We start from the raw sequence: 14,891 nt of genomic DNA on the forward strand, positions 1-14,891 counted from the left end.
CCGGTTACACGGCCCGAGGGGCCGTCAACTAACCTGGTCGGGATGCGTTCGGGGGGAACCTAGACGTCAACCATGAACTACGAACAAGGAGCATGTCCGTGAAGAGCACCGTCGAGCAGCTGAGCCCGACTCGGGTCCGCATCAATGTCGAGGTGCCCTTCGAGGAGCTGAAGCCGGACTTCGACCGCGCCTACAAGGCTCTCGCGCAGCAGGTCCGGATCCCGGGCTTCCGTCCGGGCAAGGCGCCGGCCAAGCTTCTCGAGGCCCGTATCGGCCGCGGCGCCGTGCTGGAGCAGGTCGTCAACGATGTGCTGCCCAAGCGCTACAGCGAGGCTGTCATCGCCACCGAGGCCAAGGTCATCGGCCAGCCGGAAATCGAGATCACCAAGATCGAGGACGGCGAGGAGCTGGCCTTCACCGCCGAGGTCGACATCCGCCCGGAGATCACCCTGCCGGAGTTCTCCTCCATCGCCGTCTCGGTCGACCCGATCGAGATCACCGACGAGGACATCGACGAGCAGCTGCAGTCGCTGCGTCAGCGCTTCGGCACCCTGAAGTCGGTCGAGCGCGCCATCGAGAACGGCGACTTCGTCTCCATCGACCTGTCCGCCACCGTCGACGGCGAGACCGTCGAGGAGGCCTCCACCACCGGCCTGTCCCACGAGGTCGGCTCCGGCCAGCTCATCGAGGGCCTGGACGAGGCCCTGATCGGCCTGAAGGAGGGCGAGTCCAAGGACTTCACCTCCACGCTGGTCGCCGGTGAGCACGCCGGCAAGGAATCCGTCATCACCGTGACCGTGCAGTCGGTCAAGGAGCGCGAGCTGCCCGAGGCCGACGACGAGTTCGCCCAGCTGGCAAGCGAATTCGACACCATCGACGAGCTGAAGGAAGACCTGAAGACCCGCGTCGAGCGCGTCAAGAAGGTCCAGCAGGCCGGCGAGATCCGCGACAAGGTGCTCGAGCAGCTGCTCGAGACCGTCGAGATCCCGCTGCCCGAGGGTGTCGTCAAGGCCGAGGTCGACGCCGTCGAGCACGACGCCGTCCACGGCTTCGACCACGACGAGGCCAAGCTGGCCGAGGCCCTCGAGGCCCAGGGCTCCTCCCTCGAGGAGTTCAAGAAGGACACCAAGGAAGCCGCCGAGAAGTCGGTCAAGACCCAGCTGCTGCTGGACGCCGTCGCCGAGGCCGAGAACACCCAGGTCGGCCAGGACGAGCTGTACGAGCGGATCATCTTCCAGGCGCAGCGCTACGGCATGTCGCCCGATCAGTTCATTCAGCAGATCCAGCAGGCCGGTCAGCTGGGCGCGGTCTTCGCCGACGTGCGCCGCGGCAAGGCCCTCGCCGGTGTCGTGGTCCAGGCTGTCGTCACAGACACCGCCGGCAACGTCGTGGACACCGCCGAGATGTTCGGCAACCCGGCCGAGGAGGCCGAGGAGGTTTCCGCCGAGGAGCTCGCGACCGTTGCCGACGCGACCGAGGCCGCCGAGGCCGAGGCCGAGGTCGAGTAAACAAATGCCGGCGCCCCGGTGTCCGGGGTCTCGGGTGACACCCCGAGAACCCCGAACGCGGGAACGTGAGGTGTTGACGTAAGTTTGCGCTGTGAGCGAAGCAGGGCGGTACCGGGAGTTCGGTGCCGCCCTGCTTCGTTAGGGTTTGTGTCAGCGAATCAGTAGGGGCTTGTTAACCGAGCCATTGAGAGAGGGCAGGTATCCGTGACAAATCATCAGGCAGGGGTGCGTATGACATCCGCGACTGCTGGTCTGAACCTCAGTGATTCGGTGTACGAGCGCCTGCTGCGCGAGCGCATCATCTTCCTGGGAACTCAGGTCGACGACGACATCGCCAACAAGCTGTGCGCGCAGATTCTTCTGCTGTCGGCCGAGGATCCGACCAAGGACATCTCGCTCTACATCAACTCCCCGGGCGGTTCGGTGACCGCGGGCATGGCCATCTACGACACCATGCAGTTCGCCGAATGCGACATCCGCACGGTCGGTATGGGCCTGGCAGCCTCCATGGGGCAGTTCCTGCTCGCCGCCGGCACCAAGGGGAAGCGCTACGCGCTGCCGCACGCGCGGATCATGATGCACCAGCCCTCCGCTGGACTGGGTGGTTCGGCCGCTGACATCGCCATCCAGGCCGAGCAGTTCGCCTACACCAAGCGCGAACTCAACGAGCTGCAGGCTCAGCACACTGGCAAGTCCATCGAGCAGGTGACCGCCGACGCCGACCGCGACCGCTGGTTCACCGCCGCCGAGGCGCTCGACTACGGGTTCATCGACCACGTGGTCACCCACGCGAGCCAGACGAACGGCAGCAGCAGCAAATAGTTCCGCAGCCCATTACACAGACTTTGGAGTGACGCGTATGTCCAACATGATCGATCCGCGGGCCGCGGGCATCACCTTCGCCGCCGCCGGCAACCTGCCTCAGTCGCGCTACATCCTGCCGCAGTTCACCGAGCAGACCAGCTTCGGCCAGAAGGTCTCGGACCCGTACAACAAGCTCTTCGAGGAGCGGATCATCTTCCTGGGCAACCAGGTTGACGATGTGTCGGCCAACGACATCATGGCCCAGCTGCTGGTGCTCGAGTCGATGGATCCGGACCGCGACATCACCATGTACATCAACTCGCCCGGTGGTTCCTTCACCGCGCTGATGGCCATCTACGACACCATGCAGTACGTGCGCGCCGACGTCGCCACCGTCTGCCTGGGCCAGGCCGCCTCGGCCGCGGCCGTGCTGCTCGCCGCCGGTGCCCCCGGCAAGCGTGCCGCGCTGCCCAACGCCCGCGTCCTGATCCACCAGCCGTCCACCTCGGGTGGCATCCAGGGCCAGGTCTCCGACCTCGAGATCCAGGCCGCCGAGATCGAGCGCATGCGTCGCCTCATGGAGACCACCCTGGCGCGCCACACCGGCAAGGACGCGGACACCATCCGCAAGGACACCGACCGGGACAAGATCCTGACCGCCGACGAGGCGCAGGAGTACGGGATCGTCGACCAGGTTTTCCAGTACCGCAAGCTCAGCGCCCAGAAGTGAGCTGGGCGGGTGGCGGGGTTCTGTGTGTCCCAGGGCGTCCCCGCCACCCCGGCAGGGGTGAGCCCACGCACATGTCCGGCGAGAAACGTGCCCAAGTTGTCGACCTCGGTCAGCCGAAGCGGGTACGGTCACTCTAGGGACCTTTGCTCGTGGTTGTCGGCTCTGCCTCTGCATCCAACACAGGTGCTCGTAATGGGCACTGTGGATACACACAGCCGAATTGCCGGATCCGCAAACTCAGGGGTCACGGCTTACGCTCGAAGAAGGCAGCTCGCCGGCAGCCGGGGACAGACGGTTGCACGCGGACAAGGAAGTAGGGACCCAGGAGATGGCGCGCATCGGTGATGGCGGCGATCTGTTGAAGTGCTCGTTCTGCGGAAAGAGCCAGAAGCAGGTCAAGAAGCTCATTGCGGGACCGGGGGTGTACATCTGCGACGAGTGCATCGACCTCTGCAATGAGATCATCGAGGAAGAGCTCGCCGAATCCAGCGAGGTCAAGCTCGACGAATTGCCCAAACCCGCGGAAATCCGGGACTTCCTGGAGCAGTACGTGATCGGGCAGGACGCCGCGAAGCGAACCCTCGCAGTGGCGGTCTACAACCACTACAAGCGGATTCAGGCCGGCGACAAGGGCCGCGACTCCCGGGGTGAACCGGTCGAGCTGGCCAAGTCCAACATCCTCATGCTCGGCCCGACGGGCTGTGGCAAGACCTACCTGGCGCAGACGCTGGCCAAGATGCTGAACGTGCCGTTCGCCATCGCGGACGCCACCGCGCTCACCGAGGCCGGTTATGTCGGTGAGGATGTCGAGAACATCCTGCTGAAGCTGATCCAGGCCGCCGACTACGACGTGAAGCGCGCCGAGACCGGCATCATCTACATCGACGAGGTCGACAAGATCGCCCGCAAGTCGGAGAATCCGTCCATCACCCGTGACGTGTCCGGTGAGGGCGTGCAGCAGGCGCTGCTGAAGATCCTGGAGGGCACGCAGGCGTCGGTGCCGCCGCAGGGCGGCCGCAAGCACCCGCACCAGGAGTTCATCCAGATCGACACCACCAATGTGCTGTTCATCGTGGCGGGCGCGTTCGCCGGTCTGGAGAAGATCGTCCAGGATCGAGTCGGCAAGCGCGGCATCGGTTTCGGCGCGGAGGTCCGGTCCAAGGCCGAGATCGACACCGCCGACCACTTCGCCGACGTGATGCCCGAGGACCTGATCAAGTTCGGTCTGATCCCCGAGTTCATCGGCCGCCTCCCCGTCGTCGCCTCGGTCACCAACCTGGACAAGGAATCCCTGGTCCGCATCCTGGCCGAGCCGAAGAACGCGCTGGTGAAGCAGTACGTGCGCCTGTTCGAAATGGATGGCGTGGATCTGGAGTTCACCCAGGACGCCCTGGAAGCCGTTGCGGATCAGGCGATCCTGCGCGGCACCGGCGCCCGCGGCCTGCGCGCCATCATGGAGGAGGTACTCCTCCCGGTCATGTACGACATCCCCAGCCGCGACGATGTCGCCAAGGTGGTCGTCACTGCCGACACGGTGAACGACAACGTCCTCCCGACCATCGTCCCGCGCAAGCGCCAGACCCCGGAGCGCCGCGAGAAGTCGGCGTAAAGCCCTTCCACAAGCAAAGAAACCGGCCCCGCGAGAATCCCTCTCGCGGGGCCGGTTTCGTTCTCTCGCCACGCGGCCGCGCAGGAGTTACCTGCTCGAGCTGATCAGCGTGGAAGGTAGACGCGCGGACAACCTTGTGGCACCGGAGTGCTTGATAGACCCTGCCGAGGGTGACGAACTGGGTGACCGACAGTTCCATGTGCGTTCTCCTGTGGGCTGTCCGTTACCGGAAAGCCAGGGAGTCGGTGACGGTCGGTGGAGCCGATCGCGCCCGTCGCGAGGATCGCCGTTGATCCCCCGTGGTTCGCCGTTGAACCTTTACTCCGTTACTTCAGAAATCGGTGTGGCTGGGTCACCTGTTACGACGCGGTGACGTCGCTGATTTCATCGGCATCGGGGAAAGGGAATTTCGCGGCGGGCGGGGTCAGCGGCGGGGGAATTTGAAGGTGAAGGGGGCGGGCTCGGGGACCGGGAAACGCTCGCGCGGGGCGACGAGCAGAATGGCCAGACCGAGGGCGGGCATGGCCAGTGCCGCCAGCAGTTCGAGGGTGAGGTTGAGTCCGCTCAGTGTCGCCGGTCGGTGGAAGGCGTGGTAGATGAAGTGCGGCACGCCGAAGACCAGCCACGCCAGCCCGGTGACTCGGGCGATGACGCTGTCGCGGTAGTAGAGCGCGGCGCCGGAGATGGCGCCCAGGGCCAGGAAGAAGGCCCCCACGTCACTGGCCAGGTGATGGTTGTACGGGCCGTCGGCGCGCACCCAGTGCAGGCCGAATCCGGGGAAGCTGGTGTAGAACGATTCGGGCGCCACGACGGCCCACAGGCCGGTGATCACCCCCGTGGCGGTGAGCACGCCGAGCATGATGAGCAGGGCGATCCAGCGCCGCCGGTTGATCTCCAGCCGCATGCTGACCCGCACCCCGTCACCGGTGCCGCGCAACGAGATCCGCACAGGCCCTCCCGCCCTCGCCGAATCACTGTGCTGCCACCGTAATTCGGGGAGCGGGAGGGGACAACCCCGTGGGTCAGATCTGCTCCATCTTCATGTCGTCCGGACCCCAGTAGGCCTTCATGCTGATGATCTTGCCCTCGTCGTTCAGCTCCATCACATCGATGGGCGAGAGGGTCATGCGGTGCCCGTTGGCCACGGTGACGAGGGTGAAGGACGCCGCCACCTTGTTGCCCGCCACCTTGACGGTGTGCAGTTCGGTCTCGCGGTCGAGGTTCTCCAGGGCCTTGTACATCTCGCCGATGGCTTCGTGGCCGCGGCGCTCCGGCGTCCCGATCGGATCCTCGATCACCGCGTCCTCGGCGTACAGGTCCACGATCGCCGACGTGGGCCCGGTGGCCACCAGCTTCACGTACTGCTCGACCACATCGCGGGGCTGCGCTGCCATGGATGACTCCCATCAAGAATTGAAACGTGTTCTATTGCGGAGAGTAACAGCCGGAACGCGCAAAAGAACCCCGCTGCCTCACCCTGTGGAACGGGCGACGATCACATCGCCAGACGGTCCTCACCGGTGTACACATTCATGGTTTCGCCGCGCAGGAAGCCGACCAGGGTGAGGCCGGCGTCGGCGGCGAGATCCACGGCCAGCGAGCTGGGGGCGGACACCGCGCCCATGACCGGAATGCCCGCCATGATGGCCTTCTGCACCAGCTCGAAGGAGGCTCGGCCGCTGACAATGAGGACGAGATCGTGTGCGGGGAGCCGATTCTCGCGGATCGCCCAGCCGACCAGCTTGTCCACGGCATTGTGCCGGCCGATGTCCTCGCGCACGGCCAGCGCTTCGCCCTCGGGGGTGAACAGGCCTGCGGCGTGCAGCCCGCCGGTGGCGTCGAAAACCTGCTGGCGGGAACGCAGTTCGTCGGGCAGCTTGGCGAGGGTGTGCACGTCGACGCGGGGCGAATCCGCGGGCATGGCGTGCCGGATCCGGGTGCGCACCTCGTCGAGGGCGGTCTTGCCGCACAATCCGCAGGAACTGTTGGTCAGAAAGGGCCTGGGCTGCACCGGGACCGGGGTCCGGAGCTGGATATCCAGCACATTATAGGTGTTCTGCCCGTTCTCGTCGGTGCCGGCGCAGTAGCGGGCGCTGACGATGTCCTCGGCCGAGTCGATGATGCCCTCGGCGTAGAGGAAGCCGTGCACGAGGTCGATATCCGCGCCGGGGGTGCGCATGGTGATCGTCAGCGACTGCCCGCCCGTGCGGATTTCGAGCGGTTCCTCCACGGCCAGGGTGTCGGGCCGGGTGACGGTGCCGCTGGGCGAGATGCGCAGGGTGCGGCGGCGCGCGGTGACCCTGCTCATGCGACCGCGTGGGTGTGGCGTTCCAGGCGGATGGTGACCGCCTTGGAAACGGGCGTATTGGAGCGCCGGGCGACGTGGTCCAGCGGGATCAGGGGGTTGGTCTCCGGGTAGTAGGCGGCGGCATTGCCGCGCGGCGTCGGGTAGGCGACCAGGCGGAAGCCGGTGACGCTGCGCTCGGTGCCGTCGTCGAACTCGGAGATGACGTCCACCAGATCGTCCTCGGCGAAACCGAGGGCGGCGATGTCCTCCGGATGGACCAGCACCACGCGCCGCCCGTTGTGGATGCCGCGGTAGCGGTCGTCGAGGCCGTAGATGGTGGTGTTGTACTGGTCGTGGCTGCGCAGGGTCTGCAGGATGAGCCGGCCCTCGGGGACCGGCAGCCAGTGCAGGTCGTTGACCGCGAAATTGGCCTTGCCGGTCGCGGTCCGGAATTCGCGGGCGTCGCGCGGCGGGTGCGGGAGCTGGAAGCCGTTGCGGCCGCGCACTTTCCGGTTGTAGTCGGCGCAGCCGGGTACCACCCGGGCGATGGCGTCGCGGATCTTGTCGTAGTCGCGCCGGAACTCGCCCCACGGCACGGAGTGGCCCGGACCGAACACGGCCTCGGCCAGCTCGCACACGATGGCGACCTCGCTGCGCAGCTGGTCGCTCACCGGGTCCAGCCGGCCGGTGGACAGGTGCACCATGGACATCGAGTCCTCGACCGAAACCTGCTGGCGCACACCGTCCTGCAGGTCCGCGTCGGTGCGGCCCAGGGTGGGCAGGATCAGGGCGGTGCGCCCGTGCACCACGTGGCTGCGGTTGAGTTTGGTCGACACCTGCACGGTCAGTGCGCAATTGCGCAGGGCGGCCTCGGTGACCTCGGTGTCGGGGGTGGCGGAGACGAAGTTGCCGCCCATCCCGAAGAACACCGTGCCGCGGCCGTCGCGCATGGCCCGGATGGCATTGACGGTGTCCCAGCCGTGTTCGCGCGGGCTGGTGATGCCGAATTCACGGTCCAGGGCGTCGAGGAAGGCGTCGGGCATCTTCTCCCAGATGCCCATGGTGCGGTCGCCCTGCACATTGGAGTGGCCGCGCACCGGGCACACGCCCGCGCCGGGCTTGCCGATCATGCCGCGCAGCAACAGCAGGTTGGTGGCCTCCTCGATGGTGGCGACGCCGTGCACCTGCTGGGTGAGGCCCATGGCCCAGCAGATGATGGTGGCCTTCGATTCGGCCAGCAGCTTCGCGGTGCGGTCCAGGTCTGCGCGGCTGAGGCCGGTGGCCTGCTCGACGATGCCGAGATCGACCGCGCGCATCTGTTTTTCGTATTCGGCGAAGCTCGCGGTGTGCGTATCGACGAAGGCTCGGTCCACGACCGTGCCGGGCGCGCGGTCCTCGGCCTCGAACAGCAGCTTGGCCAGGCCCTGGAACAGGGCCATATCGCCGCCGAGGCGGATCTGCAGGAGATCGTCGGCGATGGTGATGCCGCCGGTGAAGCCCTTGACGGTCTGCGGGTCCTTGAAGCCGATGAGCCCGGTCTCCGGCAGCGGGTTGACCGCGATCACGGTGGCCCCGTGCGCCTTCGCCTCGCCGAGCGCGGACAGCATGCGCGGATGGTTGGTGCCGGGGTTCTGCCCGGCCACGATGATGAGGTCGGCCTTCGAGAAGTCGTCGATGGTGACCGAGCCCTTGCCGATGCCGATCGAGCCGGTGAGCGCGGTGCCCGAGGATTCGTGGCACATGTTGGAGCAGTCGGGCAGGTTGTTGGTGCCGAAGCTGCGGACCAGCAACTGGTAGAGGAACGCGGTCTCGTTGGCGGTGCGGCCGGAGGTGTAGAAGACGGCCTCGTCGGGGGAGTCCAGGCCGCGCAGGGTGTCGGCGATGAGCCGGTAGGCCTCGTCCCAGCCGATCGGGGAGTAGTGGGTGTCGCCCTCGCGCAGCACCATCGGGTGGGTGAGGCGGCCCTGCCGGCCGAGCCAGTAGCCGGACTTGCCGGCCAGGTCCTCGAGGGAGTGCTCGGCGAAGAACGCCGGGGTGACGGTGCGCAGGGTCGCCTCCTCGGCGACGGCCTTGGCGCCGTTCTCACAGAACTCCGCGGGGCGACGCCGACCGGTTGGTTCCGGCCAGGCACAGCCCGGACAGTCGAACCCGTGCCGCTGATTCACCCGGGCCAGCGTGCGCGCGGTGCGCACCACGCCCATCTCCTCGACGGCGCGCTCCAGTGCGACGGTGACCGCCTTGACGCCCGCGGCCTCGGTCTTCGGTGCGGTGACGGTCAGCGCGGACTCGTCGATGTCGCTCTTCGGCGCGGCACGATACATGGTCCCGATTGTCCTCTCCGGCGCGATGGGGCGTCCCAGTCGGTACCCGCATCGTAGGGCGCGAAACGCGCGCGCCAGCGGACTGGTCGGTCTCGGGTGTGAACGCGGGTGATCACTACCGCGATAGACAAGGCAGCGGGCACGTGGATGGCCTTACCATCGAACAAGCGAGGTCACGCCGAATGAAGACATGTGCGCATTCTGCTCGGCGTGCCGGTGGGGACCGGCATGCGAAACTGGCCCGCGCGGTGAGACTTTCACCCCGGACCCTACACCTTGTTCTGCTGTTCGTGGCGGCCATCGCGCTCGCACTGCCGGCCGGCATCGGCTGGGCGAATCCGGGTGCCACCCAACCCGTTCCGCTCACCACCGTCTCCGTTCCGGCGCCGCAGGAGCGCGCACCGGTGAAAGTTCCTCCCAGCACGCCGAATCCGCCGCCGGTCATCACCCAGCAGCCGGGCAACGACTGCACCTACACCGATTGCACCGGCACCCACGACGGCCCGCCCGGCCACGGCAACGGCAAGACGAATCCCGGCGGTCAGTGCGGCGACTCGTGCGACAGCGGCGGCGACCCCGGCTGTGGCTGGACCACCTGCACCCAGCCGCAGTACTGCCCAGACGGGTCGGTGAAACCCTCCAGCGGGGTGTGCCCGTCGGCGCAGCCGCAGTATTGCCCGGATGGCTCGGTGAAACCTGCGAGCGGAGTGTGTCCGTCCGCTCAGCCGCAGTACTGTCCGGATGGTTCGGTCAAGCCTGCGGGCGGGGTGTGTCCTTCGGCGCAGCCGCAGTACTGTCCGGATGGTTCGGTGAAACCCGCGAGCGGAGTCTGTCCGTCCGCTCAGCCGCAGTATTGCCCGGATGGCTCGGTCAAGCCTGCGAGCGGGGTGTGTCCTTCGGCGCAGCCGCAGTACTGCCCCGACGGCTCGGTGAAACCCTCCAGCGGGGTGTGCCCCTCCGCGCAGCCGCAGTATTGCCCCGATGGTTCGGTCGAGCCGTCGAGCGGGGTGTGTCCGTCTGCGCAGCCGCAGTATTGTCCGGACGGATCGGTCAAGCCTGCGACCGGAGCTTGCGTCACTGCCGTCGTACCTCCTGGCACCACGCCGGGCGGGAATCAGCCGCAGCCGCAACCCAATCCGGTGCCAACCACGCCGGTGCTGACGACCGCCGCGCCGCCACCGGCCACCACCGAGGCGGTTCCGCCGAGTTCGGAAGCCAAGCCGCCCGCCTCGACCACTCCTGTTCCCGCGCAGACCTCCGGGCTTTCCCTCGAGCCGCCCGCGGTGGCGCCCGGGGCGCCGGTGCAGGCCAGCGGCACCGGCTGTGATCCCGGTGCCAACGTGAAGCTGTCGATCGGCGGGACCACCGCCGCCGACACCACGGCCCGGGCCAACGGCGGCTTCGCGGCCACCCTCGCCACCGGCGGCACCGATATCGGCCAGCACGAGGTGACCGCCGAGTGCGGGCGAAAGCTGGCCGCGCCCTTGGACATCGTGCTGGTCAGCCAGGTCGGCGGCGGCGCGGCGACGATGACGGTGCTGCTGTTCTTCCTGCTCGTCGGCGGCTGGTTCTACGGCCACCGCCTGATCTCCCATCTCCCGGCACGGAGGCTCCGATGACCAGTCGCACACCCGCGCCGCACCAGGTGCAGCCGCTCAGCTTGCCGGAATTCCGGTGCGCGAGTGACCGATGCGTCCGGTGGGAACGCGATACGGGATGGGACGACGGCCGGCCGGCCGCCGAGCGACCCGCCGAACCTGTTGGCGCCGAGGGGGAATCGCGGTCGGTCGCTCGTGCCCGCAGCCACCGGGCGATCGGCGGGACCGTGCTCGGCGCCCTGCTCATGGTCGCCCTCGTGGTCGTGGCGGTCGTCTTCGTGGCCGGACCCGCCCGTGCCGCCACCGGGGTGAGCGCGACCGCGACTCTCGACGGCCGGGCCATTGCCGGTGCCAATGCCGGGAATCCGGTGCGCCTGGATCCCAAGCGGGTGGCGCAGGTCGTCGTCGAGGTGACCAATGGGACCGCGAATCCGGTGTCGGTCCGGCGGGTCGATCTCGCCGGGCACGTGCTCGGCCTGAACTTCTATTCGTATTCCACGACAGTCGAATTGACGGTCGCGGCGGGCAAGACCGAGAAGCTCACCTACCGTTTGGATCCGGCCGGGCTGGACGGGCAGGCGACCGGGCTCATCGGCTCCGACCTCACGCTCATCGGTGCGGACGGCAAGCCGCTCACCGCGGTGCACACCGTCGTCGATGTGCGCGGTTCGCTCGCGTCGGTGTACGGGCTGTTCGGCATCATCATCGCGGTCCTGACCGCCCTGGCCATTGTCGACGCGGCCCTGACCGTTGCGCGCCACCGCCTCTCGGCCAATCGCTGGCAGCGCGGCCTGCGCCTCCTCGCGCCCGGCCTCGGCATCGGCCTGATGATCGGGTTCACCGGTTCGGTGGCGCGCTGGTGGGTGCCCGGCACCGCCCTGTGGCTCGCCCTGGCGGGTGCCACCGCCGCCCTCTTCTTCGTGGCCGGTTACCTCTCGCCGACCCCGCGGCAGTCCGACGATCTCGGCCTCGACCCCGAGGATCTCGCCGCCGCGAAGGAACTCGATGCCAATGCCGGCGCGGCAGGCCCCAATCCGCCCTATGGCGGCACCTTCCGCGACCTCGGTGCGGTGGGAATCCCGGGCGGCACCTACCCGGACCTGGACGTTCGTGCTCAATCAGACTCCGGTGCAACGGAGTTCGTGCCGTATCACCCGCCCGGCGGACCAGGCTCGGGAGAGGCCGTGGCGCAGGCCGGTCCCGCCGGGACCCCGGGTGCGATGCGGGTCTTCCCGGGCGGACCCGCTTCCGGTCCGATTCCCGGCGGTTACCCGAGCGGTGAGACGACCCGGATCGCGCGTCCGGGAATCGGGGGCGGCCGATATCCGGGCGGTGGGCCGCTGGCGTCGGCCATGCAGCCCGACACAGCTGAAAGCGCCACTGCGGCAACGGATTCGCCGGGCTCGGCGAGCCTGCCCGAGATGCAGGCCGGAACCGGTCCACATGCCACGGGGTCGGGCGGGCTGCCGACGGTCAGCAGACCGGGCGGCGAAGGGTTCCAGTACTCGGCGGCGGGCGTGGATGATTCGACGGTCGGATATCCCGGCGTGGTGCAGCGGCCGCGGTCCGGGGCCGGGCTCGGGGAGACGACGATCGGGCGGGATCCCGCCGGTGGAAAGGACGACCCGGGACCGGCAGTCCAGGCGGCGGATCCGGGGGACGAGCCGACACTGCGCAGCGGGCCCGGCGCACCGGGCTTCCGGCCGGAGGGGGCGGGCCGATGAGCGTGGGGAATACCGGCACCGCCGAGCTGGCCCGGGTGCGGGCGGCGCTGCCGGGGTACGAGGTCGGCGGGCAGATCGGGCGCGGCGGCTGCGGGGTGGTGCTGGCCGGCGTGCATCGCGGATTGCACCGGCGGGTCGCGATCAAGCAGATTCCGCCGCAGTTCGCCGACGATATGCAGGTGCGGCGGCGGTTCGTCGACGAGGCGCGGATGATGGCGGCGCTCGACCACCCGCACGTGGTGCCGGTCTACGACTACATCGAGCACGACGACCTGTGCCTGCTGGTGCTGGAGTACCTGCCCGGCGGCACCGTCGAGAACCGTTTCATCACAGCGGGATTCGAGGCGACCGCGGCGGTGGCGGTGGCACTGTCGTGCGCGGCCGGACTCGACGCCGCGCATCGCAGCGGCATCCTGCACCGGGATGTGAAGCCGTCCAACCTCATGTTCGCGGCCAATGGCGCGCTCAAACTCACCGATTTCGGGATCGCCAAAATCGTCGGCGGCGCGGACACACTGGTGACGCGGGCGGGCGAGATCATCGGCACGCCCTCGTACATCGCGCCGGAACAGGTACGCGGCCAAGGGCTTTCACCCGCGACCGACGTCTACGCCCTCGCCACCATGCTCTACCAGCTGCTCTCCGGCGTACTGCCCTTCCCGCCCGGACCCGACGCCCTGTCCCTGCTGTTCGCCCACGCCTACGGCGAGCCGATCCCCCTGACCGAGGTGGCCCCGTTCGTCCCCCAGCCCATCGCGGAGGCGGTCATGCGCGGCCTGGCCTCCGACCCCGCCGACCGCTACGACACCGCCGAAACCTTCGGCGTCGCCATCGCCGAGCCCGCCGCCCACTTCTGGGGCGCGAATTGGCTCACCCCCGTGGGCATTCCGGTCATCGGCGCGGACACCATCGTGGCCGCCGCCACCGGCAGCGCCCGCAGCCCGCGCACCCCCGGCCCCTTCACTCCACAGACCCCACCCCCGAGACCCGGCCCCCACGATCCCTACACCCCGCCGCCCGGCGCGATGGCCCCACCGCCCGGCGCGGTGATCCACGACCGTGGCTCCGGGTCGATTACACCTCCGCCACAACCGATTCGCCCGCAACGCCCGCCGAACGCACCCACTGCCGACTCGGTGTTCCGGGAAGACCTGCGGCGGACCCCCGGCGGGTCCGCCACCCCGCAAGGATCGCCGTCAGACCCGAGCGCGGGGCAGGGTAGCGCTGTGCCGCCACCCGCCGACCCCCGCTCGGAACCGACACGGCGAGCCGACCGAGGCGTGTCGGCAGCCGCCTCGCGCGGCGGGGCCGCTGCACCCCAGCGACAGGGTGGAGCCGGAATGCCCGCCGGACACGGGTTCGGCAGTGGCTCAGCTGGATTCGGTCATGGAATCGGTCCGCGACCGGGTGGGGGTTTCGGGCCCGGGGCTTCCGCGCCGATGGAGCGAATACGGCCGCGTGAGCCGATTCAGCGTGGCGGGGTGCGGCTGGCGGAGGTGGATCGGGCGGATCTGGTGCCGGTGCAGCGGGTGGTCACGCTGCCGTCGCCTCGGGTGCCGTTGCTGGTGGCGGCGTTGTTGGCTGTGGTGACGGGGGTGGTTGCGGTGCTCGGGGTGGGTGGGCCGGGGCGGAATGTGCCGCCTGCGGGGATGATTCGGATCGGCGGGGTGGATCCCGCCTCGGGGATTGTGGATCTTGATCTGTCCAAGCCGGTGCCGATCACGGTCAGCGGGGTGGACGCCGATGAGGCGAAGCTGTCGGTGGATGTGCTGGGTGTGCGGGCCGGGGGACAGGGTGCGGCTTTGCCGGGCGGGTCGGGGGAGTTGTCCGCGCCGGTGAACCAGTACGTGCTTGCGGGTCGGTTGACCGGTGAATTGTCGCTGTCCCGTGCGGGTTCCGAGACGGCCACCTATCGGTTCGGGGTGCGGACGCGGCAGCGGGCCACGACCACCGCGACGGCCGTCGGAATCCTGCTGCTCCTGCTGTTCGCCGCCGCATATGCCGAATCGAACGCCCGCACGCTGCGGCGCGGCAGTGCCCGCTTCGCCGCGACCGTCGGGCTGGCGATCAGCGCGGGACTGCTCGGGATCGCGGCGGCCGGGGCGGCGTGGGTGCTGCTCGGCCGCGAACCCACCCTGCCGGGCGTGATCGTGTGCGCCGCAGGCGGTGTCGCGGCCGGACTGGCCCTGGCCGTGGGCTGCCGCCGGGTCGGCAAGCGGTACCGCTATCTGCGGGTGCAACTGCTCCGGGAGCGCGCCTGAACCTCGAGGCAGCGCGGCGGTAATGGTGAACCGGGATTCCGGCGAGATA

General features: G+C 68.7%; 11 protein-coding genes. 7 read left to right on the forward strand and 4 right to left on the reverse strand.

Going from position 1 to position 14,891, the window contains the following annotated elements; translation table 11 throughout:
- Positions 1-98: 98 nt before the first annotated feature.
- The 4 genes from tig to clpX all read left to right on the forward strand — a co-directional run bounded on the left by tig (position 99) and on the right by clpX (position 4,651).
- On the forward strand, positions 99-1,508 hold the full coding sequence (gene tig, locus ACFXN1_RS25045) for a trigger factor (protein ID WP_379442964.1): 1,410 nt from the start codon (positions 99-101) through the stop codon (positions 1,506-1,508).
- A 231-nt stretch (positions 1,509-1,739) separates the two neighbouring features.
- Entirely contained in the window at positions 1,740-2,330 is a 591-nt protein-coding gene (locus tag ACFXN1_RS25050) for an ATP-dependent Clp protease proteolytic subunit (protein ID WP_379382556.1), read from the forward strand.
- Positions 2,331-2,367: 37 nt separating this feature from the next.
- The gene (locus tag ACFXN1_RS25055) at positions 2,368-3,042 is read left to right on the forward strand and encodes an ATP-dependent Clp protease proteolytic subunit (protein ID WP_354834779.1); all 675 of its coding nucleotides are present in this window, start codon (positions 2,368-2,370) and stop codon (positions 3,040-3,042) included.
- Between the two features lie 328 nt (positions 3,043-3,370).
- Positions 3,371-4,651: an ATP-dependent Clp protease ATP-binding subunit ClpX gene (gene clpX / locus ACFXN1_RS25060; RefSeq protein ID WP_379398916.1), complete on the forward strand. Its 1,281-nt coding sequence runs from the start codon at positions 3,371-3,373 to the stop codon at positions 4,649-4,651.
- Positions 4,652-5,075: 424 nt separating this feature from the next.
- Here clpX and ACFXN1_RS25065 read toward each other — a convergent pair whose 3' ends face one another.
- From ACFXN1_RS25065 to ACFXN1_RS25080, 4 genes are all read right to left on the reverse strand, one after another.
- Positions 5,076-5,600, reverse strand: a complete 525-nt coding sequence (locus ACFXN1_RS25065; protein WP_379442966.1) for a hypothetical protein — start codon at positions 5,598-5,600, stop codon at positions 5,076-5,078.
- Positions 5,601-5,673: 73 nt separating this feature from the next.
- Entirely contained in the window at positions 5,674-6,045 is a 372-nt protein-coding gene (locus ACFXN1_RS25070; protein WP_379398914.1) for a nuclear transport factor 2 family protein, read from the reverse strand.
- 101 nt (positions 6,046-6,146) lie between these two features.
- Positions 6,147-6,959, reverse strand: a complete 813-nt coding sequence (fdhD, locus tag ACFXN1_RS25075) for a formate dehydrogenase accessory sulfurtransferase FdhD (RefSeq protein ID WP_379398913.1) — start codon at positions 6,957-6,959, stop codon at positions 6,147-6,149.
- Positions 6,956-9,259, reverse strand: a complete 2,304-nt coding sequence (locus tag ACFXN1_RS25080; protein ID WP_379442967.1) for an FdhF/YdeP family oxidoreductase — start codon at positions 9,257-9,259, stop codon at positions 6,956-6,958. The genes fdhD and ACFXN1_RS25080 overlap by 4 nt, the downstream gene beginning before the upstream one ends.
- 290 nt (positions 9,260-9,549) lie before the next feature.
- On the opposite strand from ACFXN1_RS25080, the gene ACFXN1_RS25085 reads away from it, so the two are divergent.
- Genes ACFXN1_RS25085 through ACFXN1_RS25095 form a run of 3 tightly spaced genes read left to right on the forward strand, consistent with a single transcriptional unit; the run spans position 9,550 to position 14,842 of the window.
- Entirely contained in the window at positions 9,550-10,878 is a 1,329-nt protein-coding gene (locus tag ACFXN1_RS25085; RefSeq protein ID WP_379442968.1) for a hypothetical protein, read from the forward strand.
- A complete protein-coding gene (locus ACFXN1_RS25090; RefSeq protein WP_379442970.1) occupies positions 10,875-12,581 on the forward strand; it encodes a hypothetical protein in 1,707 nt (568 codons plus the stop codon). The genes ACFXN1_RS25085 and ACFXN1_RS25090 overlap by 4 nt, the downstream gene beginning before the upstream one ends.
- A complete protein-coding gene (locus ACFXN1_RS25095) occupies positions 12,578-14,842 on the forward strand; it encodes a serine/threonine-protein kinase (protein ID WP_379442971.1) in 2,265 nt (754 codons plus the stop codon). The genes ACFXN1_RS25090 and ACFXN1_RS25095 overlap by 4 nt, the downstream gene beginning before the upstream one ends.
- Positions 14,843-14,891 lie beyond the last annotated feature (49 nt).

The organism is Nocardia sp. NPDC059154, assembly GCF_042755705.1.
GTDB lineage: Bacteria > Actinomycetota > Actinomycetes > Mycobacteriales > Mycobacteriaceae > Nocardia.

What these genes read in the sequence shown, in the direction of transcription:
- ACFXN1_RS25070 (WP_379398914.1), bottom strand. Translation starts at nt 6,045, where the DNA reads ATGGCAGCGCAGCCCCGCGATGTGGTCGAGCAGTACGTGAAGCTGGTG.
- ACFXN1_RS25055 (WP_354834779.1), top strand. Translation starts at nt 2,368, where the DNA reads ATGTCCAACATGATCGATCCGCGGGCCGCGGGCATCACCTTCGCCGCC.
- ACFXN1_RS25090 (WP_379442970.1), top strand. Translation starts at nt 10,875, where the DNA reads ATGACCAGTCGCACACCCGCGCCGCACCAGGTGCAGCCGCTCAGCTTG.
- ACFXN1_RS25050 (WP_379382556.1), top strand. Translation starts at nt 1,740, where the DNA reads ATGACATCCGCGACTGCTGGTCTGAACCTCAGTGATTCGGTGTACGAG.
- ACFXN1_RS25095 (WP_379442971.1), top strand. Translation starts at nt 12,578, where the DNA reads ATGAGCGTGGGGAATACCGGCACCGCCGAGCTGGCCCGGGTGCGGGCG.
- fdhD (WP_379398913.1), bottom strand. Translation starts at nt 6,959, where the DNA reads ATGAGCAGGGTCACCGCGCGCCGCCGCACCCTGCGCATCTCGCCCAGC.
- ACFXN1_RS25080 (WP_379442967.1), bottom strand. Translation starts at nt 9,259, where the DNA reads ATGTATCGTGCCGCGCCGAAGAGCGACATCGACGAGTCCGCGCTGACC.
- clpX (WP_379398916.1), top strand. Translation starts at nt 3,371, where the DNA reads ATGGCGCGCATCGGTGATGGCGGCGATCTGTTGAAGTGCTCGTTCTGC.